General features: G+C 70.2%; 21 protein-coding genes. 9 read left to right on the top strand and 12 right to left on the bottom strand.

Annotated elements, in window-relative coordinates; genetic code table 11:
- Nucleotides 1-274: 274 nt before the first annotated feature.
- The 8 genes from ACSHT8_RS24925 to ssd form a co-directional block, all read right to left on the bottom strand.
- Complete coding sequence (locus ACSHT8_RS24925; protein WP_436493318.1) at nucleotides 275-904, bottom strand: bifunctional DNA primase/polymerase; 630 nt, start codon at nucleotides 902-904, stop codon at nucleotides 275-277.
- A gap of 320 nt (nucleotides 905-1,224) precedes the next feature.
- Nucleotides 1,225-1,665 (bottom strand): Rv3654c family TadE-like protein, encoded by a 441-nt coding sequence (locus tag ACSHT8_RS24920; RefSeq protein WP_436493317.1) that lies wholly within the window; start codon nucleotides 1,663-1,665, stop codon nucleotides 1,225-1,227.
- Entirely contained in the window at nucleotides 1,662-2,012 is a 351-nt protein-coding gene (locus ACSHT8_RS24915; protein WP_436493316.1) for a TadE family type IV pilus minor pilin, read from the bottom strand. Before ACSHT8_RS24915 ends, ACSHT8_RS24920 begins: the two co-directional genes overlap by 4 nt.
- Nucleotides 2,009-2,173: a DUF4244 domain-containing protein gene (locus ACSHT8_RS24910; protein ID WP_436493315.1), complete on the bottom strand. Its 165-nt coding sequence runs from the start codon at nucleotides 2,171-2,173 to the stop codon at nucleotides 2,009-2,011. The genes ACSHT8_RS24915 and ACSHT8_RS24910 overlap by 4 nt, the downstream gene beginning before the upstream one ends.
- 10 nt (nucleotides 2,174-2,183) lie before the next feature.
- Entirely contained in the window at nucleotides 2,184-2,957 is a 774-nt protein-coding gene (locus ACSHT8_RS24905) for a type II secretion system F family protein (RefSeq protein ID WP_436493314.1), read from the bottom strand.
- Nucleotides 2,954-4,126, bottom strand: a complete 1,173-nt coding sequence (locus tag ACSHT8_RS24900) for a type II secretion system F family protein (protein WP_436493313.1) — start codon at nucleotides 4,124-4,126, stop codon at nucleotides 2,954-2,956. Before ACSHT8_RS24900 ends, ACSHT8_RS24905 begins: the two co-directional genes overlap by 4 nt.
- A gap of 233 nt (nucleotides 4,127-4,359) precedes the next feature.
- The gene (locus ACSHT8_RS24895; protein ID WP_436493312.1) at nucleotides 4,360-5,505 is read right to left on the bottom strand and encodes a TadA family conjugal transfer-associated ATPase; all 1,146 of its coding nucleotides are present in this window, start codon (nucleotides 5,503-5,505) and stop codon (nucleotides 4,360-4,362) included.
- A gap of 36 nt (nucleotides 5,506-5,541) precedes the next feature.
- Nucleotides 5,542-6,597: a septum site-determining protein Ssd gene (ssd, locus tag ACSHT8_RS24890; RefSeq protein WP_436493311.1), complete on the bottom strand. Its 1,056-nt coding sequence runs from the start codon at nucleotides 6,595-6,597 to the stop codon at nucleotides 5,542-5,544.
- A gap of 395 nt (nucleotides 6,598-6,992) precedes the next feature.
- On the opposite strand from ssd, the gene ACSHT8_RS24885 reads away from it, so the two are divergent.
- From ACSHT8_RS24885 to ACSHT8_RS24855, 7 genes are all read left to right on the top strand, one after another.
- A complete protein-coding gene (locus ACSHT8_RS24885; protein ID WP_436493310.1) occupies nucleotides 6,993-7,820 on the top strand; it encodes an HAD-IB family hydrolase in 828 nt (275 codons plus the stop codon).
- A 616-nt stretch (nucleotides 7,821-8,436) separates the two neighbouring features.
- Nucleotides 8,437-10,209: a glycoside hydrolase family 3 protein gene (locus ACSHT8_RS24880; protein WP_436502171.1), complete on the top strand. Its 1,773-nt coding sequence runs from the start codon at nucleotides 8,437-8,439 to the stop codon at nucleotides 10,207-10,209.
- Nucleotides 10,210-10,211: 2 nt separating this feature from the next.
- Complete coding sequence (locus tag ACSHT8_RS24875) at nucleotides 10,212-11,438, top strand: exo-beta-N-acetylmuramidase NamZ family protein (protein WP_436493309.1); 1,227 nt, start codon at nucleotides 10,212-10,214, stop codon at nucleotides 11,436-11,438.
- 10 nt (nucleotides 11,439-11,448) lie between these two features.
- Entirely contained in the window at nucleotides 11,449-13,182 is a 1,734-nt protein-coding gene (locus ACSHT8_RS24870) for a serine hydrolase domain-containing protein (protein WP_436493308.1), read from the top strand.
- 166 nt (nucleotides 13,183-13,348) lie between these two features.
- Entirely contained in the window at nucleotides 13,349-14,266 is a 918-nt protein-coding gene (locus tag ACSHT8_RS24865) for a MurR/RpiR family transcriptional regulator (protein ID WP_436493307.1), read from the top strand.
- Nucleotides 14,267-14,305: 39 nt separating this feature from the next.
- Nucleotides 14,306-15,232 carry an N-acetylmuramic acid 6-phosphate etherase gene (gene murQ / locus ACSHT8_RS24860; RefSeq protein ID WP_436493306.1) on the top strand — a complete coding sequence of 309 codons (927 nt, stop codon included), beginning with the start codon at nucleotides 14,306-14,308 and terminating at the stop codon, nucleotides 15,230-15,232.
- 16 nt (nucleotides 15,233-15,248) lie between these two features.
- Complete coding sequence (locus ACSHT8_RS24855) at nucleotides 15,249-15,764, top strand: DUF1877 family protein (RefSeq protein WP_436493305.1); 516 nt, start codon at nucleotides 15,249-15,251, stop codon at nucleotides 15,762-15,764.
- Nucleotides 15,765-15,768: 4 nt separating this feature from the next.
- On the opposite strand, the gene ACSHT8_RS24850 is transcribed toward ACSHT8_RS24855, so the two are convergent.
- From ACSHT8_RS24850 to ACSHT8_RS24840, 3 genes are all read right to left on the bottom strand, one after another.
- Complete coding sequence (locus ACSHT8_RS24850; protein ID WP_436493304.1) at nucleotides 15,769-16,314, bottom strand: DUF937 domain-containing protein; 546 nt, start codon at nucleotides 16,312-16,314, stop codon at nucleotides 15,769-15,771.
- A gap of 92 nt (nucleotides 16,315-16,406) precedes the next feature.
- The gene (locus tag ACSHT8_RS24845; RefSeq protein WP_436493303.1) at nucleotides 16,407-19,721 is read right to left on the bottom strand and encodes a discoidin domain-containing protein; all 3,315 of its coding nucleotides are present in this window, start codon (nucleotides 19,719-19,721) and stop codon (nucleotides 16,407-16,409) included.
- A gap of 86 nt (nucleotides 19,722-19,807) precedes the next feature.
- Nucleotides 19,808-20,542, bottom strand: coding sequence for an oxidoreductase (locus ACSHT8_RS24840; RefSeq protein ID WP_436493302.1), 735 nt, complete (start codon nucleotides 20,540-20,542; stop codon nucleotides 19,808-19,810).
- A gap of 143 nt (nucleotides 20,543-20,685) precedes the next feature.
- Between ACSHT8_RS24840 and acs the strand changes: the two genes are divergently transcribed.
- Both acs and ACSHT8_RS24830 read left to right on the top strand, forming a co-directional pair.
- Nucleotides 20,686-22,656, top strand: a complete 1,971-nt coding sequence (acs, locus tag ACSHT8_RS24835) for an acetate--CoA ligase (protein ID WP_436493301.1) — start codon at nucleotides 20,686-20,688, stop codon at nucleotides 22,654-22,656.
- 97 nt (nucleotides 22,657-22,753) lie between these two features.
- Nucleotides 22,754-23,473: a VIT1/CCC1 transporter family protein gene (locus ACSHT8_RS24830; protein WP_436493300.1), complete on the top strand. Its 720-nt coding sequence runs from the start codon at nucleotides 22,754-22,756 to the stop codon at nucleotides 23,471-23,473.
- Here the strand turns inward: ACSHT8_RS24830 and ACSHT8_RS24825 are convergent.
- Nucleotides 23,466-24,182 carry a lysophospholipid acyltransferase family protein gene (locus tag ACSHT8_RS24825; RefSeq protein ID WP_436493299.1) on the bottom strand — a complete coding sequence of 239 codons (717 nt, stop codon included), beginning with the start codon at nucleotides 24,180-24,182 and terminating at the stop codon, nucleotides 23,466-23,468. The genes ACSHT8_RS24830 and ACSHT8_RS24825 overlap by 8 nt on opposite strands.
- Nucleotides 24,183-24,287: the final 105 nt, after the last annotated feature.

The raw sequence follows: 24,287 nt of genomic DNA, 5'->3' as shown, positions 1-24,287 counted from the left end.
GGGTGCACTCGCGCTGCGCTCGACACTTTGGGAGGCGTCAGTGTCGGGGCAGGCGGTTCATCCCAGGGCGGGGTTACGCCGACTGCGGCGGGCGGTGCCGCGGGTCTCGGTTCACTGCGGTGCGGGAGGCCGTCGCCTCCAGGTAGTGCTCGGCTGGCTGCCGGTCCGACGCCCGCCGAGGGCGGGAGGTGGCGGGAGACATCGGACTGGCATAGCAGGTGGCCTCAGGCTGAATGGGCGGTCGGGTGCCCGTCGGCCACAGTGGTCGGATTCGTTAGTCGGCACCGACGAGCTGGCTGACCAGCCTGTCGTGTGTCGGTTCGTGCATCGCGTCGAGCAGTGCGTCCTGGACGACGTGCGAGTGCGGGATCTCCCAGCCGCACACCTCGGGCTTGACCCGCCAGTGCACGACGCCTTGCTGGAAAGGGCTGGGGGGCAGGCTGATCCAGCTGCCCGCACCGTGCAGCTTGATGCTCGGGTCGGCGGCGAGGTCGCGGTGCAGCGCCGAACCGGTCAGGGTCAGGAAGTGCCACCGCCGTTCCGGCGTGGCGATGATCGGCACCGGGATGCCGACTGAGCGCAGCACGCCCGCGGCCCGCCTGCCGAGGTCGTCGTCGACCTCGATCGCGTCGTACACCCGGCCCGTGGCCAGCAGCAGGGTGTACGGGCGGCCCGTCCACCAGGTCGCCACCTGCTCGGCCTTGGTGCCGATGCGGTCTTCCCAGTCGCGGTGGACCGGGACCGGGCCGGTGTCCTCGACGCCGTCACGGCCTGCCCAGTGCGCACCTGTCGGATAGGTGCCTGGCAGAACCGGCCAGCCGCGAAACGCGAGACCGATCGCCTCCGCCCGCAGTTCGACCTTGAACGCTCTCCGCCAGCTATCCGACCTCTCGGTTGCCAACATGTGGGGTGGTGCCTCCTCGCCGTGCGGACTCCGGGGTCGGCGTCCTACACATGACTCAACGCCATCGAACGTGCGATACGTAACTTGCAGTCGACAACTGGTCGCTTTCGCGAGGTGAACGAATGGCGGCGGAACGGGGCGACCGATAATCGCCGAACCGGTCACCGTCGCCCACGCACTCACTCTGACGTGTTGCCTGACGCAGGCCTTAACACCTACCTCACAGCGCTGAGCGGCCGCGCTGACCTGCGAAGACGGAGATCGACACGGTCCGCGACCACGGTCTCAAGCCACCAAATAGGCGACATACGTGATGCCGTTCACCGTCCGAGGTCGACCGTTTGACCGTTACCGACGGGTCCGGCGCGAGCGGCGCCCATAGCGGGACCGAACACGCTCGCCGCGCCCGGCGGCGCCACCGCGACGCGGACCGTCACCTCCCATCCGCGCACGTCGCACGCGACCAACTCCGCCGACATCCGATCCGCCACCCACCGCGCCCGCTCGCAGGCGAGCGGCTCGCCGTCGAGTGCGTGGACTGCTCCGGCCAGCGCGGCGAGGTCCGCCGCACTCGCCGCGCGGTGACGCGCGACCACGACTGTGGCCAGCACGAGAACCAAAGACAGAAGGGTGGCCAGCGCGGAGATCACCCCTGCCGCCCATACCGTGGCGAAGCCCCCATCAGCGCACACTGTTGAGTCCGGTGGGACTTTGGCTCGCGATCGGCGTGGACGACTCACTTGGGCTACAACGTCGGTCATGGAAGTGCCTCGTCCGGCTCGGCTATCGCGAACGCTTCCGCGCTCAGGTGGATACCGGGTACGAGTCCGGCGACGGGGTCGGCGCGGATCCGCACCGACACGGCGTCGCCGTCCTGGGTGATGCGGATGTCGGCGCCGTGGGGTGCGAGGTCTGACGCGATCGCGTGCGCGCGGGCTGGTTCGCCTCTGGCTGTCAGGCGCGCCGCTTCGCGGGCGGCGTCGACGCAGCGGATGTAGTCGGCGGCGCCCGCGACAACGCCGACCGCGAACACCAGGAAGGCGACTAGCAGGGGCATGACCAGCGCGGTCTCGACAGTAACTGCGCCGCGGTCGGCTGATTCGGTCATGCGCCACTCAGCGCGCGCTGGATCAGTGACGTCAGACTGTCGAGGACCGCTGTGCTGTTGACCACGAGGATCAGCACGGCGACGAGAGCGGCGCCGACGAGCGTGGTGAGTGCCCATTCGGAGCTGACGGTGCCGTCCTCGGAACTGAGGAAGTCGTTCATGTGGTTCCTTTCACAGTTGGTTGGACAGAACGCCCGCCATCCCGAGTACGACCGGCGCGATGCCGAGGCACAGGAAGGCTGGGAGGAAACAGATCGCCAGTGGTCCGTTGACGAGCACCGCCGCGCGCTGGGCCCGGGTCTCGGCGTCGGCGGCAGCGTTGGCGCGGACCTCGGCGGCGAGTTCGCGGGCGACACCGGCCAGTGCCGTTCCCGAGCGGGCGGTTCGGCGGGCGCCGCGGGCAAGGGCGGCGGTTTGCGGGCAGTCGAGGGCGCCTGCCCACACCTCGACAGGATCACCGCCTAGGGCGAGCAGGTCGGCGACGTCGCGGAGGACCCGACCGGGTTCGCCTGGTAGATCAGCGGCGACGGCCCGCACCGCGGTGGACACCGGCATGCCTGAGGACAGGCAAGCGGCGAGGAGGTCCCAGGTCGCGGCCAGGGAAACGTCGATCGGGTCCGACCGCGGGCGCGTGCCACTGGCGGCCAGTGGCGCCGCGATCAGGGCCGCGACGACGCCTGCGACCGCGCCGAGCATGGCGCCGATCAGCAATCCGGCGGACAGTGCGACGAGGATCGTGGGGCGCCAACGTTTGGCGTCCGGAGGCTCCTTCCGGCGCGCTTGCGCGGCGATACCCCAGCCCGATGTGCGTCTGGTGACGCGACGAAAGCGTTTGCCCCAGTCGATTCCAGGATGAACGCGGCCGAACACTTGTCGGAGGCGCGCCGAGGCGGAGCGGTGTGGGATCCCGACCAGGAGCGCGACGGCCAGGAGGAATGCGGTCATCTGGTGGCCTTTCCGATCAAACGGGTCGTCCAGGAGACGCCTGCGCATATCAGTGCGACACCGACGATGAGCAAGGTCTGGCCGACTGGTGTGTTGGTGAGCACGGCGATGGGTGCGGCACCCATGGACTCGCCGAGCAGGAGGGCGAGGACTGGGAGAACGGCGAGCATCAGGGCGCTGGCCCGCGGGCCCGCCATTCGTGCTCTGACCTGTCTGCCGAAGCGGACTTGGTGGTCGAGATCGGCTCGGGTGGCGTCGAGGACGTCGGCGAGGGCGAGTCCGTGGCGGGTGGCGAGTCGCCACGCCCGCGTGAGGGTCGCCCGGGCGGAGTGGCCGGGGTCGAGCTTGGGACGGACGAAGGTGGCCAGGTCGACGGTCGCGGATCGAGGCGTCCGGGTGACCAGGTCGGGTTCTTGGGGACGTCCTGCCCGCCAAGGAGATGGGACGAAGGCATTGCGGGTCGCGGTCAGGAGGGAGGCGACTGGCGTGCGGGTCGTGGTGGTGTGGGGTGGTTCCGGGGTCAGGTGGGCGGGAGCCGCAGGCGTCACGTCGTCTGCGGCGGATCGTGTCTCGGCCTCGGCGGACGGCGTCATGACGAGAGCACGGGTGTCTGAGGGCGACGGACGCGGATGATCCGACACGGGATCGGGCGTGGGTTCAGCGTGATCGACCGTGTGGAGTTCCGGGCTGGGAACAGTTGCGGCGGGAGCAGGCCGTCTGTGGTTGGGGGCGAACAGGTGCGGTAGGTCGGGGATGTGGACGGGGAGTCGGACTGGCTGGGCGCGGCGGCGCGGTGCTCGGCGGACCTTCGGGCGGATCGGGTCGGGGGTTTCCCTGGTGGGGCTGGGGTCCGCTTGGGGGCTGGACAGGGCGGCGTCGAGGTCGGTGCCGAGGCGGAGGGCTGTCGCGGCGGTGCGGAGGGTGTTGGCGGCGGTGGGGTGGGCGTCGGTGGCGGCGGATTCGGCTGCTTGGGCGGGGTGGGCGCCTGCGCGGAGTTCGGCAACAAGGGAGCGAAGGGCTTCGGAGAGTCCTGCTGTGGCGGCGAGGTTTTCCTCGGCCTGACGGCGGTGCTGGAGTTGGCGCCAAGCGGTGATGGCGATGAGGGTGGCGGCGATAGCGCCGGACGGACCTGCTGCCAGCCAGCCGACCGCGGCGAGCGTGACAGCCAACGGGGTGATGTGTGGGCGGCGGGCTAGGTGCGCCTTGAGACGGCCCACGAGTGCGGGAAGGCGACGGTACGCGGGGCTCGTGAATCCCGACGGCGGGGTCGCGAACGCACGGAAGCGCTCGCCCTCGCTGGCTGTGTAAGCGCTCGGCCTGAGATCGACTGCGAGTGCCCGGAGGCGGCGTGGGGCTGTGTTGGCGGGCCAGATCAACAGGGCTACCGCGAGAAGCATCAGTGTCAGCATGTCGGCAACCCGATCTCATGGGGCGACAGAGTTGCGCCACCCTCTGTCCATAGTGGAGTCACACGAAGTCCGTTGTGCGTGCGGTCGACGGTGGCGATCTCCGAAAGCCTGCGGGCTCCTGAGGAAGTCCGTCGCATGTGGAGGATTACGCGGAGGGCGGCGGCGGCCTGGCTGTGGAGGGCCTCACGCGCGAGGCCACCTAGAGCGGCCAGGGCCTCCAGGCGGGCCGGGACTTCGGCTGGGGAGTTCGCGTGGACCGTGCCCGCGCCGCCGTCATGTCCGGTGTTGAGGGCGGCCAAGAGGTCGCAGACCTCGGCGCCGCGGACCTCGCCGACGATGATGCGGTCGGGACGCATTCGGAGGGCTTGGCGGATCAGGTCCCGGGAGGTGATCTCGCCCGCGCCCTCGATGTTCGGAGGGCGGGTGACGAGGCGGACGAACTGGGGGTGGTCGGGCTGCAGTTCGCCCGCGTCCTCGACGCAGACGACGCGTTCGGTCGGCGGGACTGCGCCCAGCAGGGCCGAGAGGAGGGTTGTCTTGCCGCTACCCGTTCCGCCGGAGATCAGGAAAGCCATCCTGGCCTCGACGATCGCGGTGAGCAGGTCGCAGGTCGGCGCATCGAAGGTGCCCAGGCGCCGCAGGTCGGCCAAGCCGTGGGCGGCGGGGCGGAGCACGCGAAGTGACAGGCACGTGCCCGCCTCGGCGATCGGTGGAAGGACCGCGTGCATTCGGACGCGGCCACCCGCGGCGCCGGGGACCCAGCCGTCGACGTAGGGCTGGGCATCGTCGAGGCGGCGACCCGCGGCCAGTGCGAGGCGTTGGGCGAGGCGGCGGACTGCGTGGTCGTCGGGGAACTCGACGGTGGTGCGGCGCAGGCCGTCCGGGCCGTCGACCCACACCTGGTCGGGCGCGGTCACGAGGACGTCCGTGGTGGCTGGGTCGCGCAGCAACGGGTCGAGTGGGCCCGCGCCGACGAACTCCTGCTGCACCAAGGTGAGCGCGGACAGGATGTCGTCGTGGCCGACCAGACCGCCTGCCTCGGCGCGGACCGCTTGGGCGACCGCGGCCGCGGTGAGGTCTGGCGATCCGGCGAGGCGCCTGCGGACGCGGTCGACGAGTTCGGGGGCGGGCGAGCGCATGGCTTTCCTCCTCACTGGACGTTCTTGCGGACGGGACTACGCGGCCAGCGAACGCAGTACGGCGCGGGCGGCGTTGGCGAGCGATGTCCGTTGACGGACACGGAAACCGGTGGTGTCGAGCGATCGCGACAGCCCGGGGTCGGAGCGCACCGTCGCCAGGAGTGGGAGATCCAGTACCTGCGCGACCTGCCGCGGCCGCAGACCGGAGTCGGGCGAGGTGCGGACGACGGCGCCGGTGCGCACGCCCCTGTCGGTGATCCGGTCGGCGATCTGCCTCGCGGCCGCGCAGGCCCGCAGTTCCGCGGGGACGACCACGATGGCGAGGTCGGCCCGGTCCAATGCGGCGGACGCGGATTCGTCTGGGGCTCTGGGCAGGTCGCAGATCACCATGTCGCCGCCGCGTTTGCCCGCGTCCAGGACGGCGGCGATGGCGTCCGCGCTCGGTCCTTCGCCTTCGCGGGCGCCCGACAGCAGGCTCAGCCGCACATTGCCTTTGACGCGGCTCGGCAGAGCGGCGTGCAGACCGGCGGCGGGCAATCTGCCAGAGGTCAAGCTCAAGTCCGGCCACCGCAGGCCAGCGCTCTTCTCCGCGCCGAGTAGCAGGTCGAGTCCGCCGCCCAGTGGGTCGCAGTCGACCAGGAGGGCATCGCGGCCCGCGTCGAGGGCGGTCAAGGCCATCGCCGCGGCGAACACCGAGGCCCCGGCGCCCCCTCGGCCACCGATAACGGCTATCGCTTGGCCCGCTTGACGGGCGGGCCGCTCGGTGGTGTCGGCGAACGCGTCGATCAGCCAGTCGTCGGCGTCGGGCAGGGCGAGGACGCGGTGGGTGCCGAGGGCGAGTGCGTCGGGCCAGAGGGTGGGCGGTGGGTCGCCGCCGCTCACCACGACCACGCTTTCCCTGCGTGGCAACGCGAACCGCAGGCACGCGGCGGCGGTGTCGGCGTCGATGACGACCATCGGTGCGTCGTGCCATCTGGCGCGCAGGTCCGCGGCGTCGGCGACGCGGTCGAGTGGGCATCCCGCCGCGGCGGCCGCCCGCAGCACCTCGTCGAGCAGCGCGTCCTCCTGGACGCAGACGACAGGGCGGCTCATAGGGCTCCTTTCGGATCGGGCGGCCGGGGCGGGCCGCTGTGATCACGATCTTCTGGAGCCGGGCGGACGGCAATACCCCCTGGTCAGCCTGTGGATGAATCCGGGGCACTGTGGACAGTTCGGGAAATGGAGCGGCGAATTGTCGGTGGCCTCGGGCAAGCTGGAGAGGGGAGGCATACCCGTGGAATAGGACGACCCCCGCCAGGGGGGAGGGGCGGGGGTCGTCAGAGGTTCAGCCCCGGGGGGTCGGACTGAACCGTCCGGCACGAGGCCGGTCAGCAATACTGTATCCCCTCCACCCCGTGTCTTGGCTACATAACGGCTCAAGACGGCGGCTGAGTTCACCCTGGGCGGCCCACCGGCCGGCGGCCCGCGCGCGCTCCTATGCTGGCCACGTGACCGAACCCGGCAGCCAAGCGGACCAGCCCGCACCCGGCCGGGTCGCGGCGTTCTTCGACCTGGACAAGACGGTCATCGCCAAGTCGAGCACGCTGGCCTTCAGCAGGCCGTTCTTCGAGGGCGGGCTCATCAACCGTCGCGGTGTGCTCAAGAGCGCCTACGCGCAGTTCGTGTTCGCGGCTTCGGGAGCCGACGCCGACCAGGTCGAGCGGATGCGCGCCCACCTGACCGCGCTGTGCACCGGCTGGGACGTGGAGCAGGTTCGCTCGATCGTGGAGGAGACGCTCCACGACATCGTCGATCCGCTGGTGTACGCCGAGGCAGCCGAACTCGTCGCCGAGCACAAGGCCAATGGCCACGACGTGGTTGTCGTGTCGGCGTCGGGCGCGGAGATCGTCGCGCCGATCGCCGAGATGATAGGGGCGACGCGCAGTGTGGCGACGCGGATGGTCGCGGCGGACGGTCGGTACACCGGTGAGATCGACTTCTACTGCTACGGCGACAACAAGGCCGCCGCGATGCGGGAGCTCGCCGCCGAGCACGGCTACGACCTTGCCGCGAGCCATGCCTACTCCGACTCGAGCACGGACCTGCCGATGCTGGAGGCCGTCGGTCACCCGTCCGTGGTGAACCCGGACCGGGGTTTGCGCAAGGTGGCCGCCGAGCGGGGCTGGCCGGTGCTGACGTTCTCGAAGCCGGTGTCGCTGAGGTCGCGGTTCCACGCGCCATCGGGCACGGCTGTGGCGGTAACGGCGATCGGACTCGGGGCCGTCGCGACGGCGGGCGCGGCTTGGTACGGCTTGCACCGCCGACGTAGGCGCTGAGTGGGATTTCTTGGCGCGTAAAGGTTTCGAGCTGCACCCGACTGGCGGTATCGCCGCTCGCCCAAGTCGCTTAAAGCGCGCGCAGAGCGTCCAGCCTACGCTCACGAAGCGTGTCCGTCGATGCTTTCCGAGGTCTTGACCGGTGCACTCGAAAGTGCCCTTGAAGTGACCTTGCTCACTGGGTACAAAGGAGTAGCGGACTTCGAGTCGGCCAGGGATGAAGCGAAGAGAAGCCTCAATCCACCCCGAGCGAACTCCGTGCGCGAGCACCGAGCACCCACGCGCAGCACGCCGCGGGAGGCATGTCGTCAAGGGACTGCGTACCGGGACGCCGGACGCCGAGGCCATGTTGATACGACAACGTTGCACGCTTGGTAACCCGAGTGTTCGCGCAGGTTGTTTGGGCGGTTCCGCTCTCCGGAGCGGAACCGCCCAATTCTATTGTCGGGCCCGGTTGTCCAGTGGCCTCGTTGACCCGGCGAACGTGACGTGGGTAACTTCCAGGTAGGCCTTGTTTCTTGTGAACAAATTCCGCGATGGGGCCGCTAGGAGGCGCGAGGTGCCCACACGACCGGTGCGGCGGACGCTCATCGCGCTGCTCGCGAGCATCGCCACAATGGCTACGGTGAGTGTGGTGGCTGGCGCCATCCCGGCGGTTCGTCCCGGACATGACGAGAACCAGATCAGAGCGGTCCAGACCTGGACCGACGCGTTGCTGCGCCGGATGACCCTGGAACAAAAGGTCGGGCAACTCTTCGTGGTCTCGGTCTGGGGCAAGGCGGCCGACGAGGTCCATTCGATGAACCGGGCGACCTACGGCGTCGACACTCCGGCCGAGGTCGTGCGGCGATACCAGGTCGGCGGGGTCATCTACTTCAATAACAGTGGTACGGACAACGTCGACGGCCCGACGCAGCTGGCGTCGTTCTCCAACGGGCTGCAGCGGGCGGCGCTGGCCTCGGGAGCGCGGCTGCCGCTGGTGGTGGCGATCGACCAAGAGGGCGGCAACGTCACGCGGGTCGAGGCGCCCGCCACCGAGTACCCGGGCAACATGGCCATCGGGGCGGGACGCAGTGCCGCAGACGCGCGGACGCTGGCCTCGATCAACGGCCACGAGCTGCGCGCGATGGGGGTCAACCAAAACTTCGCGCCGGTCGCGGACGTGAACTCGAATCCGTTGAACCCGGTCATCGGCGCCCGCTCGTTCTCGGCGCGGCCGGACCTCGCCGCCGACCTGGTGGCCGCTGAGGTGCGCGGGTACCAGGCCAGCGGGCGGGCGACGGGGACCGTGTCGTCGTCGGCCAAGCACTTCCCCGGCCACGGTGACGCCGCGACTGACAGCCACACCGGTCTTCCAGTCATCAGCCGGACCGCCGAGGAGTGGCGCGCGGTCGACCTGCCGCCGTTCCGGGCGGCGGTGGCGGCCGGGATCGACTCGATCATGACCGCGCACATCCAGTTCCCGAGCCTCGACCCGACTGGAGTGCCCGCGACGGTGTCCCGGCCGATCATGACCGATCTGCTGCGTACCGAGATGGGCTACCAAGGTGTGATCGTCACTGATTCGCTGGGGATGCAGGGCGTTCGGGAGATGTTCGGTGACGCGGAGATCCCGGTGCTGGCGCTGGAGGCGGGTGTCGATCAGCTGCTGATGCCGCCGAACCTGACTCTCGCGATGGACTCCGTGCTGGCGGCGGTGCGGTCGGGCAGGCTGACCGAGGAGCGGATCGATGAGAGTGTCCGGCGGATCGTCGAGCTCAAGTGGAAGCGCGGGATCCTCGCCCGGCCGCTGGTGAACGTCGAGCGCGTTCCAGCGTTGGTCGGCACGCCCGAGCACCTCGCCGCTGTTCAGCGGTTGACTGACCGCACGGTCACGGTTCTCAACAACGACAACGGCTTGCTGCCGGTGCGTTCTCCGGCGACGGCTCTCGTGGTGGGCGTGGGTGACACGGTCAACCCGGCCAAGTCCCCCACGCAGCTCGCGTCGCACCTCAGCGCGAGCGGCTGGACGGCGACGGCGCTGCCGACCGGGACCAGACCCGCTGAAGCCAAGATCGCCGATGCCGTCGCGGCGGCGCAGAGTGTTGGGGTTGTTGTGGTGTTGACGAACAACCTGTCGGCGAACGTCGCGCAGCGCACGTTGTTGACCAAGCTGCTGGAGACCGGGCGGCCGGTCATCGCGGTGGCCTCGCAGGTTCCGTATGACGCGGGGTTCGTGCGGGCCCCGACCTGGGTGGCCACGTATTCGTGGCGCGACGTGTCTTTGCGGTCGCTGACCAAGGTCATCACCGGGGAGATCGCGCCGCGCGGCAAGCTGCCCGTCGACGTGCCGGACGGCGCGGACCCCACCACTGTCCGGTATCCGTTCGACCACGGGTTGACCTGGTAGCCATGGACCGTCGCCGATTCCTCGCCGCGTCGGCCTTGGCCGCGCCGTTGCTCACCGCTGCCGCCGCCCCGGTCGCCACAGCCAGGACTGAGGAAACGCACGGGCCTACGACGCCCGCCGCCGACCGGCTCGCGGCGCAGGGCTGGCGGTCGCTGGCGGGGCGTCGGGTCGGTGTCGTGTCGAATCCGACCGGGGTGTTGCGCGACGGCACGCATGTCGTCGACTCGATGGTGGCCGCGGGTGTTTCGCCGGTGGCGGTGTTCGGGCCGGAGCATGGTTTCCGCGGCACGGCGCAGGCGGGTGGGTCGGAGGGCGACTACCTCGACCCGCGCACCGGGTTGCCGGTGTATGACACGTATGGCAAGAGCGTGGCGGCGGTGGCCGCGCAGTTCCGCAAGGCGGGGATCGACACAGTTGTGTTCGACATCGCCGACGTGGGTGCCCGCTTCTACACATATATATGGACTCTGCACACCGCCATGGGCGCGGCGGCGGGGCTGGACTTCGTGGTGCTCGACCGGCCGAACCCGATCGGCGGCGCTGTGCGCGGTCCTCGGTTGGACAGCGCGTTCGCGTCCGGGGTCGGGCGGGAACCGATAGTCCAGCAGCACGGGATGACTGTCGGCGAGTTGGCGGGCCTGTTCGCGGGCGAGTTCCTTCCGGGTGCGCCCAAGCCGCGGGTCGAGCGGGTGACCGGGTGGCGGCGCGACCAGCTCGACACGGGGCTGGCGTGGGTGCCGCCGAGTCCGAACATGCCCACGCCGCAGACAGCCCTCGTCTACCCGGGCACCTGTCTGTTCGAGGGCACCACGTTCTCCGAGGGCCGCGGCACGACCCGGCCGTTCGAGATCATCGGGGCGCCGGGGATCGACTGGCGGTGGGCGGAGGAGCTCAACGCGCTCGGGTTGGCCGGGGTGCGGTTCCGGGAGCACTACTTCGTGCCGACGTTCGGCAAGTTCGTCGGGACGGCGTGCGGCGGCGTCCAGGTGCATGTCACCGACCCGCGGCGGTTCGAGGCGATCGAGACCGCGGTGGCGATGATCGTGACCGCGAAGCGTGGTCGGTCGCTCGGCTGGCGGCCGGACAACTTCATCGACAAGTTGACCGGGTCCGACCGGTTCCGCCGGATGATCGACGCGGGCGCGGGCGTCGCCGAGGTCACCGGCTCCTGGGCCGCTGAGCTGGCCGAGTTCCGCGTGCTCAGGGAGCCGTATTTGCTATACCGGTGAGGTGGGGGCGATGACGCGGACGACCAGGCTCGTGGCGGCGATGGCCGCTGTGGCCCTCACGGCGGGTGGCTCGGTGGCGATCGCGGAGAACACGGCAGGTCGGTTCGACAGGCCGCAGCATGGCTTCGCGCCCGCCGACACCGTCCTGCGCACGGCGGCTCCGGCGACGATCGGGCTCGACCCGGCGCCGCTGGCCGCCGCCGAGCGGGCGGTCGCCGCGTGGACGGAGCCGGACCCGAACACACATCGGCCGCTGTTCTCGGGTGCGGTGACCTTGGCGGTCCATCACGGCGTGGTGGTCTCCCGGACCGCGGCGGGCAAGGCCGTGCGCTACTCCGACGGGACAGGCACCGAACTGCCCGCCGACGAGCAGGTCCCGGTCCGGCCGGACACGATCTTCGACGTGGCGTCGGTGAGCAAGCTGTTCACGTCCATCGCCGTGCTGTGCCTTGTGGAGGACGGTCTGGTCGATGTGGACGAACGCGTCGCGGCCTACCTTCCCGAGTTCGCGGCGAACGGCAAGGAGTCGGTGACGGTCAAGCAGCTGCTGACCCACACATCCGGTTTCGAGCCCTTCATCCCGCTGTGGCGCGACTGGCCGGACAAGCCGTCGCGCATCCGGGCCGTGCTGGAGCGCGCGCCGACGAAGCCGCCAGGCACGGCCTACGTCTACTCCGACCTGAACCTGATCACCCTTGGCGTCCTGGTCGAGCGCCTGACCGGTCGGGGCTTGGACGCGGTGGTGGCCGACCGGATCACCGGGCCGCTGGGGATGGCTGATACCGGCTACAACCCGCCCGCGGCCAAGCTCGACCGGATCGCCGCGACCGAGTTCCAGTCGACGCCCGCGCGCGGGATGGTGCGCGGTGAGGTGCACGACGAGAACGTATGGTCGCTGGGTGGGGTCGCCGGGCACGCGGGGGTGTTCTCGACCGCTGACGACCTGGCTGTCCTCGCGCAGGCCATCCTCAACGGCGGCACGTACGCGGGCAGGCGGGTCCTGCGTGCGGAGACCGTCAAGGAGATGCTCGCCAACCACACCGCGGGCTTCCCCGGCAATGACCATGGCCTGGGCTTCGAGCTGCACCAGCGGTGGTACATGGGCGCGCTGTCGTCGCCGCGCACAGCCGGGCACACCGGGTTCACCGGCACGTCCCTGGTGATCGACCCGGCGTCCCGCTCTATCGCGATCCTGTTGACCAACCGGGTGCACCCGGCGCGGACTTGGGGCTCGATCAACGTGGCGCGGGAGACGGTGGCGACGGGCCTGGCGCGCGCGATGGCCGTGCGACCCAAGCACGGCCCGGACGCCTGGTACTCGGGCGACGCCAACGCGGTGACGTCCACTCTGGCCACTCCGCGGCTGCGGGCTGCGGAACAGGCGCGGGTCGAGTTCGACACGTTCGTGGATACCGAGTCGAGTGACCCCTTGGTGCTCGAGTGGAGCCGGGACGGCCTCAGCTGGCAGACCATTCCCCTTCTTGCACGCGGGCCGGGCGCTCCCGCGGGTGAGTTTTCCGTTTTGGCCGGTTCGGGGCATCGCAGTTGGTGGACGATCAACGCCGTGGTGCCAACGGACGCGGAATTCACTCTCCGCTGGCGATTAACTACCGATGGTCGTTACTTAGGTCGCGGCGTCCATCTAGATCGAATCACCATCACCGACGGTAGTCGGACGCTGCTCAACGGTGAGAAAGAACCCCACCTGATGCATCCACTCGGGTGGCGGCTCCAAACTTGTTGATGATTTGACGCTAACAATCCGCGTTCGACCAGCGATTCCGTCAGCAAGCCCCACCCAGGCCCACAGCCACAACAGACACATTTGGGTAGCGTTACCGACAAATGTGACGCACCACCTTGCTCTACCCCATCACTGTTAGTAAGTTTCCCACGTGAGTGCGAGTCAAATGACAGCAGAACACAGCGAGTCAAGCCCGTTGGTCCGCATTCGCTCGCTCCTGCCGGGCCTAGCCCGGGCCGAGCAGCGGGTCGCCAAGGTCGTGCTTGAGAACCCGTCCACGGTCGCCCGGCGCAGCATCACCGAGGTGGCCGAGGCCGCGGGCACCAGCGAGACCACCGTGACCCGGTTCTGCAAGGCGATCGGCGTCGGGGGCTATCCCGAGCTGCGCATCGCCCTTGCCGCCGACACCGCACGCTCCGAGGCGCGGGCCGACCGCGACCTCGGGGGCGACATCAACCCCGACGACGACCTGAAGACGGTGGTCGGCAAGGTCACCTTCGCCGACTCGCGCGCGGTCGAGGAGACCGCCGACCAGGTCGACATCGAGGTGCTCGCCCAAGTGGTCACCGCCGTCGCGAACGCGGGGAGGGTCGACGTCTACGGCGTCGGAGCCAGCGCGTTCGTGGCGGCGGACCTGCAGCAGAAGCTGCACCGCATCGGCCGCGTGAGCTTCGCGTGGAACGACACGCACATCATGCTCACCTCGGCGGCGGTGCTCAGCCCCGGCGACGTCGCGGTCGGCATCTCGCACACCGGCGCCACCGCGGACACCGTCGAGGCGCTGCGGGTGGCGCGCGAGCATGGGGCCACCACGGTCGCGCTGACGAACTACCCGACTTCGCCGATCGCCGATGTCGCCGACTGGGTGCTGACCACCGCGGCCAGGGAGACGACGTTCCGCTCCGGCGCGACGGCCAGCCGCATCGCGCAGCTGACGGTGGTCGACTGCCTGTTCATCGGTGTCGCCCAGCGGCACCTCGACCAGACCATCCGGGCGCTGGACTCGACCCGTGACGCGGTCGGCCCGCACCGGCTGGAGACACGGCACGACGGAAGGCGCAAGCCGCGGGACACCGGGAAATGATCAGTGGTGCGCGGGTCGGCGCCGCGGGAAGGGACTGAAATGACTGTGCCTCGGCAGACGGTGCACGTCGATTCCCCCACCGAACGGCGCAACCCGCGCACCGCCGACATCGACCAGATGTCCACTCTGGACATCCTGCGCTCGATCAATGCCGAGGACCGGCTGGTCCCGACGGCGGTCGGCGAGGCGCTGCCCGAGCTGGCCACCGCGGTGGACCTCGCGACGGCGGCGCTGCGGGCGGGCAACCGAGTGCACTACGTCGGCGCGGGCACCTCCGGCAGGCTGGCCACGCTCGACGCCGCTGAGCTCCCGCCCACGTTCAACACCCCGAGCGACTGGTTCCACGTGCACCACGCGGGTGGGGTGTCGGCGGTCCGGACCGCGGCCGAGGGCGCCGAGGACGACGACATGGCCGGGGCCGAGGAGATGGCCAGGGATGTGCAGGCCGGTGACTTCGTGCTGGGCCTCACCGCGTCGGGCCGCACGCCCTACGTGCTGGGTGCCTTGGGCGCGGCGGCCGAGCTCGGTGCGACGACGGCGCTGGTCACCAACAACCCCAATGCCCGCCACACGTCCGGCATCGACCTGGTGATCGTGGTCGACACCGGGCCGGAGGCGATCTCCGGGTCGACGCGGATGAAGGCGGGTTCGGCGCAGAAGCTGGTGCTGACCGCGTTCTCGACGGCGGTCATGGTGAAGATGGGCCGCACCTACTCGAACCTGATGGTCAGCATGCGGGCGACCAACGCGAAGCTGCGTGGGCGGACGCTGCGGATTCTGCGTGAGGCCACCGGGCTGTCCATGCCGGAGTGTTCGGCGGCGCTGACCGAGTCGCACGGCGACTTGAAGGTCGCCCTGGTGCATCTGCTGTCCGGTGTGGACACCTCGCGGGCACGGCGCGCACTCGCGGAGACGTCGGGGCACGTCCGCCGGGCCATGGGACTGCTGGACGCCCACGCGATCTAGCGGCCAGACTCATGGCATGGCAGTGACCCAGCAGTTGGCCCGGATCCCGGATGCCCTGTTGACCGAGTGCAGGCGCAACGCCGCCGAGGTTGACCGGGTGTGTTCCTTCAAGGCCGCGCCGAAGTCGGATCATCTGGACCTCGACTGGGCGCCCTCGCCCCTGATCCGCTGCTGCGAGATCGCTGGTGTCGTCGAACGCCTGGTCAGCTCGCTCCGCGATGCCATGGAGGGCGACTTCGAGGTCAACCCGAGCTATCGCGACTTCCCGTACGGGATCTTCGACCAACCGGTCAGCGGATTGGAACCGTCCCGGGTCAAGGAGGTCGCCGACGCGCTGGGCGAGATCGACTCCGGCGCGATCTTCGCCGCGCTGCCCGAGTCAGCCGACGAGGCCAAGCGCGCCATCGGGCGGAGCATCGGGGATCTGGAGTGTCATCCGACCGAGTACCTGGCGCCGTATTTCGCCGCGCTGCACGGCTTCTATGGCGAAGCCGCGCAGCGTGGGCTGGCTGTCTTGCAGTGGTGGGACTGACTGTCTATTTGCGACCGCCGCCGAGCAGTCCGCCCAGCAGGTCGCCGAGGTTGCCCAAGCCGCCGCCTCCGGAGCCGCCGAGCAGGCCACCGAGGAGGTCGCCGAGGCCGCCGCCGCCCGCCTGTGGCTGCTGCTGGGGTTCCGCGGAGTTGCCGCCGCCGAGCTTCTTGGCCAGGTAGGACATCACGATCGGGGCGAGCAGCGGCAGCAGCTTGGCGATCAGGCCCTTGCCGACCGAGCCCAGTCCGCCGAGGGTGTTGACCACCTCGGCTTTCTGGTCGCCGAAGACGTGGTTGACGATCTTGGAGCCGTCGTCGGTGTCGACCTGGTCGAGGTCCACTCCACCGTCGACGAGGCCGGGGGTGTGCTGGCCGAGGGCCTCCAGCAGCGACTGCTCGCCGCCCGGGTCCTGGGCGTTGGCCTGCATCCCGCCGAGCAGGGCGGGCAGCGCGGCGCGAGTGGCCTGCTCCGCGGTCTGCTCGTCGACGCCCAGCTGGCCTGCCAGCTGGGAGAGAGGGATCTGGGCGATGATGTCGTCGATCGCGCTCATCAGGTTTTCGGTCCTCCTAGGGGCGCGGCCCCACACCCGGGCCTCGGCTGCGGTCAGCCTAGCCACGGTCGCGGGGCCGCGCCTGGGGAAAGTCAGCCGATGCGGACCGTCGCGGCGACGCTCGGGACACCCGCGGCGTCGAGGGCGAACAGCAGGTAGTGGCCCGGCAGCGCGATGCCCGGGTCGGCCGGGACGGTCAGGGTGTGGCTGGTTCCCGGCACCGTCGAGAGCGGGATGCGGCGTTGGTCGTTGTCGACGGAGTGCGTCACCGATCCCATCCGGATCAACGCGAACGATGTCACGTCCCGATCGGTCGTGACGGTGACCGTCGAGCCGAGCGCGGCCGTGGTCGGAGCCGCGGTGATCGACGGCCGCTGCTTGGCCGTGCCGTCGGGATTGAGCAGGTAGGGCGGGGTGAAGACCTGGCCGTCGTGGTGGTTGGTCGCGCAGTCGCCGCACAGGCCGCCGCCGCCGGAGAACACTGTTCCGTCGGGCAGCAGGTTCGCCACGCTGTGATAGGTCCGGGGCACGGCCATCGGCGCGAGTTCGGTGAACTGTCCGGTCGCCGGGTCCCACAGTTCCGGCGTCAGTACTGCGGTCTGGTCGCTGAACGGGACCGGGCGGGACTGGCCGCCGATCACGAGGACCTTGCCGTCGGGCAGAACGACGCTGTTCGCGAAGGCCCTTCCCTTCGACATATCGCCCACACGGGTGACGGACGCGGTGCCGGTGGTGATGTCGATCGTGTACGCGCGGTTGGTCGCGTCGACGTCCTGGTACGCGGTGGCGCCGCCGAGGGTGAGGATCTTGCCGACGTCGTACATGACCGCGTTGCCGTTCATCGCGTCCGGGCTGTCGCCGCGCGGGCCCGCGTCGGTCACCGAGCCGGTGCCGGAGGTGCTCACCCAGTTCATCCGGCGACTCGGTCCGGCGTGGAACACGCGGCCGTCGGCGACGGCGAAGAACCAGCCGTGGTTGTCGGCGCGGTAGGCGCCGCGCGGGTCGGCGGTCATGAACGGTCCAGGTTGGACACCCGGCAGCGGGCGCCACGAGTTGGTCGCCGGTGAGTACACCTCACCGTTCTTGCCGCCCTCACCGCCGCTCCACGAGCCGCCCACGGTGAACGCCTCGCCCGTCGACAGCGTGGTCTGGCCCTGATAGCCACGGGCGGTGGTCAACTCGGCCGCGGCGGTCCAGGTGTCGGTGAACGGGTTGTAGATGCTGGCCTTCTTGGCGTCGCTGCCGCCGGTCACGAGCACCCGGCCGTCGGGGAGCACGGACGTGCCGGGGCAGAACATGTCGTGGCCGGTGTTGTCGACGCGGCGCTGGGTGACCTGGCCGGTGGCGAGGTCGAGGATCGCGGTCTGGGTGTAGCCGTGGGAGCCGCCGAAGGTGTCGGCGGAGTAGGCCGACCAGGCGAGCAGTTTGTTGTTGGGCAGTAGCGCGGTGGCCACGGGTACCAGCGGAAATCCCTTGATGGCGCCCCACTTCCCGACCTCGGCCGCGTTCGGCGGCGCGGCGGGTGTCAGGACGTTGATCTCCGCCGCCGAACTCCAAGGTCCCCGGTTGCCTGCCTCGGTCAGGGCCGTCAGGCGGACGTAGCGGGCCTGGACCGGTGCGTCGAGCAGTGCGGTCTGGACGGCGGACGAGTCGGCCCACGTGCCCGACGCGATCGGGGCGCCGAAGGTGCCGTCGGTGCTGACGGCGATCTCGTAGCGGCCGACGCGGCCGTTGCCGCTGTCGCCGCGCGGCATCACCGCGATACCGGCTACGGCGCGCGGTTCCTGCATGTCGAGGGTGATCCAGTGCGGCAGCGGCGCGGCGGGCGCGGTCCACTTCGAGTGCCAGATGGTGCCGGTGGCGCCGTCGAGGACGTTGGCCGGGCTCCCGTTCTCCCCTGCCGCCTCGAAGTCGGACGCGGTGGCGGTCCACCCGTCGCGGTTGAGCGGCGCGGTGCTGATCGGGGCGGGCTTGCCGTAGGCGTGGAACTCGGTGGCGCTGCTCCACGGACCGCGTCCGCCTGCCTCTGTCACGGCGGTGACGCGGACGTAGCGGGCGGTCGGCGCTCCGGCGAGCACGGCGGACTTCGCCGTGCCGTCGTCGGCCCACGTGCCGGTCGCGGCCTGGGTGAACGCGGTTCCGTCAGTGCTGACGGACACCGTGTATTGGCCGATCCGCCCGTTGGCGCCGTCCGCGCGCGGGGTCACGACGATCGCGGACACAGCCTGCTCACGCTGCAGGTCGACGGTGAATCCCTGCGGCAGCGGGCCGCCGTCCCGACTGTGCCAAAGGGTTTCCGGCTTGCCGTCGACCAGCGCGGACGCCGGGTGGCCCGGCCATTCGCTGGTCGCCGTGGCTGTCCACCCGACCCGTGACAGCGCCGGGTCGGCGCCGACCGGTCCCAGCAGGTCGATCTCGGCGGCCGACGTCCACGGGCCCCGGTTGCCTGCCTCGGTCAGCGCGGTCAGCCGGACGTAGCGCGCGGTGACCGGCCCGGCGAACGCGGCGTCCTTGACCTGCGCGTCGTCGGCCCACACCCCGGAAGACACTGGCGCGCTGAAGGTCTGACCGTCGTTGGACACCGAGACCCGGTACTCCCCGATCCGCCCGTTGGCGTTCGCGGCGGGTCGCGGCCGGTAGACCAGTCCGTTGAGGACGGTCGGGGCCTTGAGGTCGATGGTGATCCAGTGAGGGAGCGCCGACGCGATCACATAGCGGCTGTGCCAGATGCTGGCCGGGTTCCCGTCGAGCACGTTCGACGCGCGGCCGTTCTCGCGCAGGGTCTCCTGGTCGCTCGCGGTCGCGGTCCAGCCGGTGCGGGCCAGGCGGGCGGACGGGACGGGCGCGCCCGGGTCGCCCAGGACGTTGAGCTCCCCCGCGCTCGCCCACGGACCGCGGTCGCCCGCCTCGGTGAGCGCGGTCAGGCGGACGAAGCGGGCGCCGGTGACCGCGAAGCTCATCGTCTTCACGGTGGCGTCGTCCGCGGCCGTGCCCGCGCTGACCGGCTCGCCCCACGTGGTGCCGTTGACGCTGAGCCGGACCTCGTACCGGCCGATGGTGCCGTTCCCGCCGCCGGGACGCGGGGTGTAGGCCAGGCCGGAGACGCGCTGAGTGCGGCGCAGGTCGATGGTGATCGACTGCGGCAGCGATGTGGTGCGGGTGTGCCAGATCGTGGCGGGGTCGCCATCGAGGACGTTGGCGGGCTTGCCGTCGAAGGCCGTGGTCTCGGCGCTCGTCGCGGTGACGGTCCAGCCGGTCCGCGGCAGCGTCGGCGCGACCGGGATCATCGCGTCGGCGTTGGCCACGATGTGCGGGTGCTCGACTGGGTGGTCGTCCGAGGTGTCGAAGACGTACGGGGTTGCGACGATCCCGATCGCGAGGACCAGGGCCAATCGAGTGAGGCGCATGCCCACTGACTCGGCAAAAACTCCAGAGCGTTACGACCGTCCTGGACGTTCGCCAGGCCGGGGGACACCCTCTGTGATGAACCTAACTACTCGGCGATGGCAGCGTCGGCAATGCTCGTCGCCTCGCGGGCTCCCGCGACGACCGCCTCGCAGCAGAACACGATCCACTTCGCCACCCCGTCGGGCTCGCCGGAGGCGAATCCGTCAGCCGCCGAGCGGTAAGCGTCGGCGCGGCGCATGAACGAGACCTCGGGCACCGCGAGCCCCTTCGGGTCGAGCCCGCTCCCGATCGACGCGAGCCGCGCGGCGGCCCGGGCGACCACGCCGTCGGCCGAACCGAACGGCGCCAGCGTCAGCAACTCGCCGTGCACGACGGCCACGAGCACCGGACCCGGCACTTTCGTGCCCCCCGCGACGAGACCGGCCAGCAGGCTCAGCCGCGAGCCGACCCCGGGAGCCGAGCGCGGCCGTCCCAGGGAGTCGCCGTCGGTGAGGTCGGCGGCGGCCAGCAGGTGCAGGCGGGCCAGGGCCTGCAAAGGCGCACGTTCCCAGGTGGGCAGCAGCGGGCCGAGCGACTCGGCCACGCGCAGTGATCCGGCGAGCACCGGGTCGGTGACGTCGCCCTGCTCGGGGATCTCCGGGTCGCCGCCGTCGAGTACGGCCGACGCGCGGGCCGCCCTGACCGAGGCCTCGGCGGCCGTCGCGGGCCAGCCGCGGCGGTTCGCGGGGTGCCGGTGGACTTCGTCGACCGAGTCCCGCGCTGCGCGCACGGCCTCGTCGACGCCGGGGAGGTCGAGCAGCTGGGCGAGCGGATCGGTCACGCCGCGGAGATTACCCGCAGCGCGAAACGCGCAGTCCACCTGCTCATTATTGGTCTACACCTTAATGGGATCGGGCTGTTGGCTGGGACATGTTGCCAGTAGGTTTCACAGGGAACGGAAATCGCATTAGAGGAGGTCGGTCCATGACCGAGCAGTCGGGTCAGAGCCCCGCGCTGGACAACCTGTCCACCGAGACGCGGGTGTTCCCGCCGTCTGAGGAGTTCGCGGCTCAGGCCAACGCCTCGGCGGACTGGTACGGCGAGGCCGACGCCGACCGCGAGGCGTTCTGGGCGAAGCAGGCCGAACGGCTGGCGTGGGACACCAAGTGGTCGCGGGTGCTGGACTGGGACGACGCCCCGTTCGCGAAGTGGTTCGTCGGCGGCAAGCTGAACGTGGCGTACAACTGCGTCGACCGGCACGTCGACGCGGGCCTTGGCGACCGGGTCGCGATCAACTGGGTCGGCGAACCCGGCGACTCGGTGACCATCACCTACGCCGAGCTGCAGAAGCAGGTGTCGCGGGCGGCCAACGCGCTGGCGTCGCTCGGACTGAACGCGGGCGACCGGGTCGCCATCCAGATGCCGATGATCCCCGAGGCCATCTACTCGATGCTGGCCTGCGCGCGGCTCGGTCTGGTGCACTCGGTCGTGTTCGGCGGGTTCTCCCCCACCGCGCTGCGGTCGCGGATCGAGGACGCCGAAGCGCGGCTGCTGATCACCTCCGACGGCCAGTACCGGCGCGGCACCCCCGCCCCGATGAAGGCGCTGACCGACGAGGCCACCGAGCACACCCCGACCATCGAGCACGTCCTCGTCGTGCGCCGCACGGGCGACGACATCCCGTGGACCGACGGCCGCGACCTGTGGTGGCACGACCTGGTCGACCAGCAGGCCCACACGCACACGCCGGAGGCGTTCGACGCCGAGCACCCGCTCTTCATCCTCTACACCTCGGGCACCACGGGTAACCCCAAGGGCATCCTGCACACCAGCGGCGGCTACCTGACCCAGGCCGCCTACACGCACAACGCGGTGTTCGACCTCAAGGCCGACACCGACGTCTACTGGTGCACCGCCGACATCGGCTGGATCACCGGCCACACCTACATCGTCTACGGCCCGCTGGCCAACGGTGTCACGCAGGTCGTCTACGAAGGCACGCCGAACACCCCGCACGAGGGCAGGCACTTCGAGATCATCCAGCAGCACGGCGTGACCATCTACTACACCGCGCCCACGCTGATCCGCACGTTCATGAAGTGGGGCGCGCACATCCCCGGCGGCTACGACCTGTCGTCGCTGCGGGTGCTGGGCAGCGTCGGCGAGCCGATCAACCCCGAGGCGTGGATCTGGTACCGGGAGAACATCGGCGGCAACAGGGTCCCGATCGTGGACACCTGGTGGCAGACCGAGACCGGGGCCATCATGATCAGCCCGCTGCCGGGTGTCACGCACGCGAAGCCGGGCAGCGCGCAGCGTCCGCTGCCGGGCATCGGCGCGGCGATCGTCGACGACAGCGGCACGCAGGTCCCGGCCGGTGGCGGCGGCTACCTGGTGCTGACCCAGCCGTGGCCGTCGATGCTGCGCGGCATCTGGGGCGACGAGGCGCGCTTCCGCGAGACGTACTGGAACCGGTTCGGCGAGCAGGGGTTCTACTTCGCCGGTGACGGCGCCAAGTACGACGCGGACGGCGACATCTGGCTGCTGGGCCGCATCGATGACGTGATGAACGTGTCCGGGCACCGCATCTCGACCACCGAGGTCGAGTCGGCGCTGGTGTCGCACCCGAGCGTGGCCGAGGCGGCCGTGGTCGGCGCGACCGACCCGACGACCGGCCAGGGCATCGTCGCGTTCGTGATCCTGCGCGGCGGCGCGGACGGCGCGGTCGAGGAACTGCGCAACCATGTCGCCAAGGAGATCGGGCCGATCGCCAAGCCGCGGCAGATCCTCGTGGTGAACGAGCTGCCGAAGACGCGCTCGGGCAAGATCATGCGGCGGCTGCTGCGTGACATCGCCGAGAACCGGGAGATCGGCGACACGACGACGCTGGCAGACAGCACGGTGATGAACCTGATCACCGAGGGGCTCAGCAACAAGTCCGGATCGGAAGACTAGGCAAGGCTCAGTTAATTGAGGATTGCCTTGCCACATTAAGGAAATCCTTCGTGCCGCGCGTGTTTCCCGGCTGTGTTTCCATTATGGGGTGACCCAAATGGAAACGCAGCCGGGGACGCACCCGGCCGAGCCCCACCACCCCAATGTGGCCAAGCGGCTCAACTGGCTGCGCGCGGGCGTCCTGGGCGCCAACGACGGCATCATCAGCACAGCGGGCCTGGTGGTCGGGGTCGCGGGGGCCACGACAGACAGCATGACGATCCTCATCGCCGGCGTCGCGGGGCTCGTCGCGGGTTCGCTTTCGATGGCGGGCGGCGAATACGTTTCGGTGAGCACGCAGCGCGACACCGAACGCGCGCTGTTGGCCAAGGAATCGGCTGAACTCGCCGAGATGCCGGAAGCGGAGTTGCGCGAACTCGCGGGCATCTACGAGGAAAAGGGCCTCACGCCCGAATTGGCCGCCGAGGTAGCCAGGGAACTGACGAAGAAAGACGCGTTGCGCGCGCACGCCGAGGCCGAGCTGCAGATCGACCCGGACAACCTCACCAGCCCGTGGCACGCGGCGTGGGCGTCGCTGCTCGCGTTCGCGGTCGGCGCGCTGCTGCCACTGCTGGCCATCGTGCTGCCGCCGGTCGGCCTCCGGGTCGGACTGTGCGCGGCGGCCGTGGTGCTCGGCCTGGTGATCACCGGGACGGTCAGCGCGCGGCTCGGCGGGGCGAAGGTCGTGCCCGCCGTCGTCCGCAACGTCGCCGTCGGCTGCCTGGCCATGGCTGTCACCTACGGCATCGGCGTGCTGTTCGGCGTCACCGTCACCTGACCGGCGGCTGCTCCCCACGCAGTTCCGACAGCAGTTCGGTGATGGCGTGCATGATGCGGCGGGTGGCCTCGACCATGGCCGCGCGGTCGGACCCGGTCAGGTCGGAGAGGTCGATCGGATCGCCGATAACGATGTCGATGGTCTTGCGCGGAAACAGCTTCGGGAACTTCGACCGCGCGGGCAGCAGCGCGTGGGTGCCCCAGTTGACCACCGGGACGACGGGCGCGCCGGTCTCCAGCGCGACTTTCGCCAGGCCGTGCTTGACCTTGGCCGACGGCCAGTGGTCGGCGTCGTCGGAGAAGCCCGCCTCAGGGAAGAACAGCACGCACTCGCCGCGCTGAACCGCGTCGACCGCGCCGTGATAGGCGTCGCGGGCCTTCGCGGTACCGCGCTCGACCGGGATGTGGCCGCCGCCGCGCACGACGTTGCGGATCAGCGGGACGCGCCACAGGCTGGCCTTGGCGAGGAACCGCGGGATGCGGCCGCCGGACAGCGCGAAGGCGGTGACCGTCACCGGGTCGGCGTTGGACAGGTGGTTCGACGCCAGGAGCACGCCGCCGTCCTTGGGCAGCCGGTCGGCGCCGCGGAACCGCAGCCGGGTGAAGACCGCGAGCAGCGGCCAGATCAGGTCGATCGCCAGGCTGAACCAGAACCCGCGGCCCTTGCGGGGCGCGCGGAACATCAGGCTGACGGCCTGCCAGGTGCTCATGGGTCTTTCGGTGTCGGTGCGCACGCCACCATCTTCGGTCATCACCGTGGGTACGGATGGGCGGGTTACGCGTTTTCGCAGGTCAGCAAGGTCCGTTAGGATCGA

The sequence above is a fragment of the Actinokineospora sp. HUAS TT18 genome, assembly GCF_051364635.1.
In the GTDB taxonomy this organism is placed as follows: Bacteria; Actinomycetota; Actinomycetes; order Mycobacteriales; family Pseudonocardiaceae; genus Actinokineospora.
The sequence above is the reverse complement of the archived record's forward strand: the minus strand, read 5'-3'. Positions and strand labels throughout refer to the sequence as shown.

Bases quoted from the DNA above. Each gene is read 5' to 3' on its own strand.
- murQ (WP_436493306.1), top strand. From the start codon at position 14,306: ATGACTGTGCCTCGGCAGACGGTGCACGTCGATTCCCCCACCGAACGG.
- ACSHT8_RS24865 (WP_436493307.1), top strand. From the start codon at position 13,349: ATGACAGCAGAACACAGCGAGTCAAGCCCGTTGGTCCGCATTCGCTCG.
- ACSHT8_RS24855 (WP_436493305.1), top strand. From the start codon at position 15,249: ATGGCAGTGACCCAGCAGTTGGCCCGGATCCCGGATGCCCTGTTGACC.
- ACSHT8_RS24825 (WP_436493299.1), bottom strand. From the start codon at position 24,182: ATGAGCACCTGGCAGGCCGTCAGCCTGATGTTCCGCGCGCCCCGCAAG.
- ACSHT8_RS24850 (WP_436493304.1), bottom strand. From the start codon at position 16,314: ATGAGCGCGATCGACGACATCATCGCCCAGATCCCTCTCTCCCAGCTG.
- ACSHT8_RS24870 (WP_436493308.1), top strand. From the start codon at position 11,449: ATGACGCGGACGACCAGGCTCGTGGCGGCGATGGCCGCTGTGGCCCTC.
- ACSHT8_RS24880 (WP_436502171.1), top strand. From the start codon at position 8,437: ATGGCTACGGTGAGTGTGGTGGCTGGCGCCATCCCGGCGGTTCGTCCC.
- ACSHT8_RS24905 (WP_436493314.1), bottom strand. From the start codon at position 2,957: ATGACCGCATTCCTCCTGGCCGTCGCGCTCCTGGTCGGGATCCCACAC.
- ACSHT8_RS24895 (WP_436493312.1), bottom strand. From the start codon at position 5,505: ATGCGCTCGCCCGCCCCCGAACTCGTCGACCGCGTCCGCAGGCGCCTC.
- ACSHT8_RS24875 (WP_436493309.1), top strand. From the start codon at position 10,212: ATGGACCGTCGCCGATTCCTCGCCGCGTCGGCCTTGGCCGCGCCGTTG.
- ACSHT8_RS24925 (WP_436493318.1), bottom strand. From the start codon at position 904: ATGTTGGCAACCGAGAGGTCGGATAGCTGGCGGAGAGCGTTCAAGGTC.
- ACSHT8_RS24830 (WP_436493300.1), top strand. From the start codon at position 22,754: ATGGAAACGCAGCCGGGGACGCACCCGGCCGAGCCCCACCACCCCAAT.
- acs (WP_436493301.1), top strand. From the start codon at position 20,686: ATGACCGAGCAGTCGGGTCAGAGCCCCGCGCTGGACAACCTGTCCACC.
- ACSHT8_RS24910 (WP_436493315.1), bottom strand. From the start codon at position 2,173: ATGAACGACTTCCTCAGTTCCGAGGACGGCACCGTCAGCTCCGAATGG.
- ACSHT8_RS24920 (WP_436493317.1), bottom strand. From the start codon at position 1,665: ATGACCGACGTTGTAGCCCAAGTGAGTCGTCCACGCCGATCGCGAGCC.
- ACSHT8_RS24845 (WP_436493303.1), bottom strand. From the start codon at position 19,721: ATGCGCCTCACTCGATTGGCCCTGGTCCTCGCGATCGGGATCGTCGCA.
- ssd (WP_436493311.1), bottom strand. From the start codon at position 6,597: ATGAGCCGCCCTGTCGTCTGCGTCCAGGAGGACGCGCTGCTCGACGAG.
- ACSHT8_RS24915 (WP_436493316.1), bottom strand. From the start codon at position 2,012: ATGACCGAATCAGCCGACCGCGGCGCAGTTACTGTCGAGACCGCGCTG.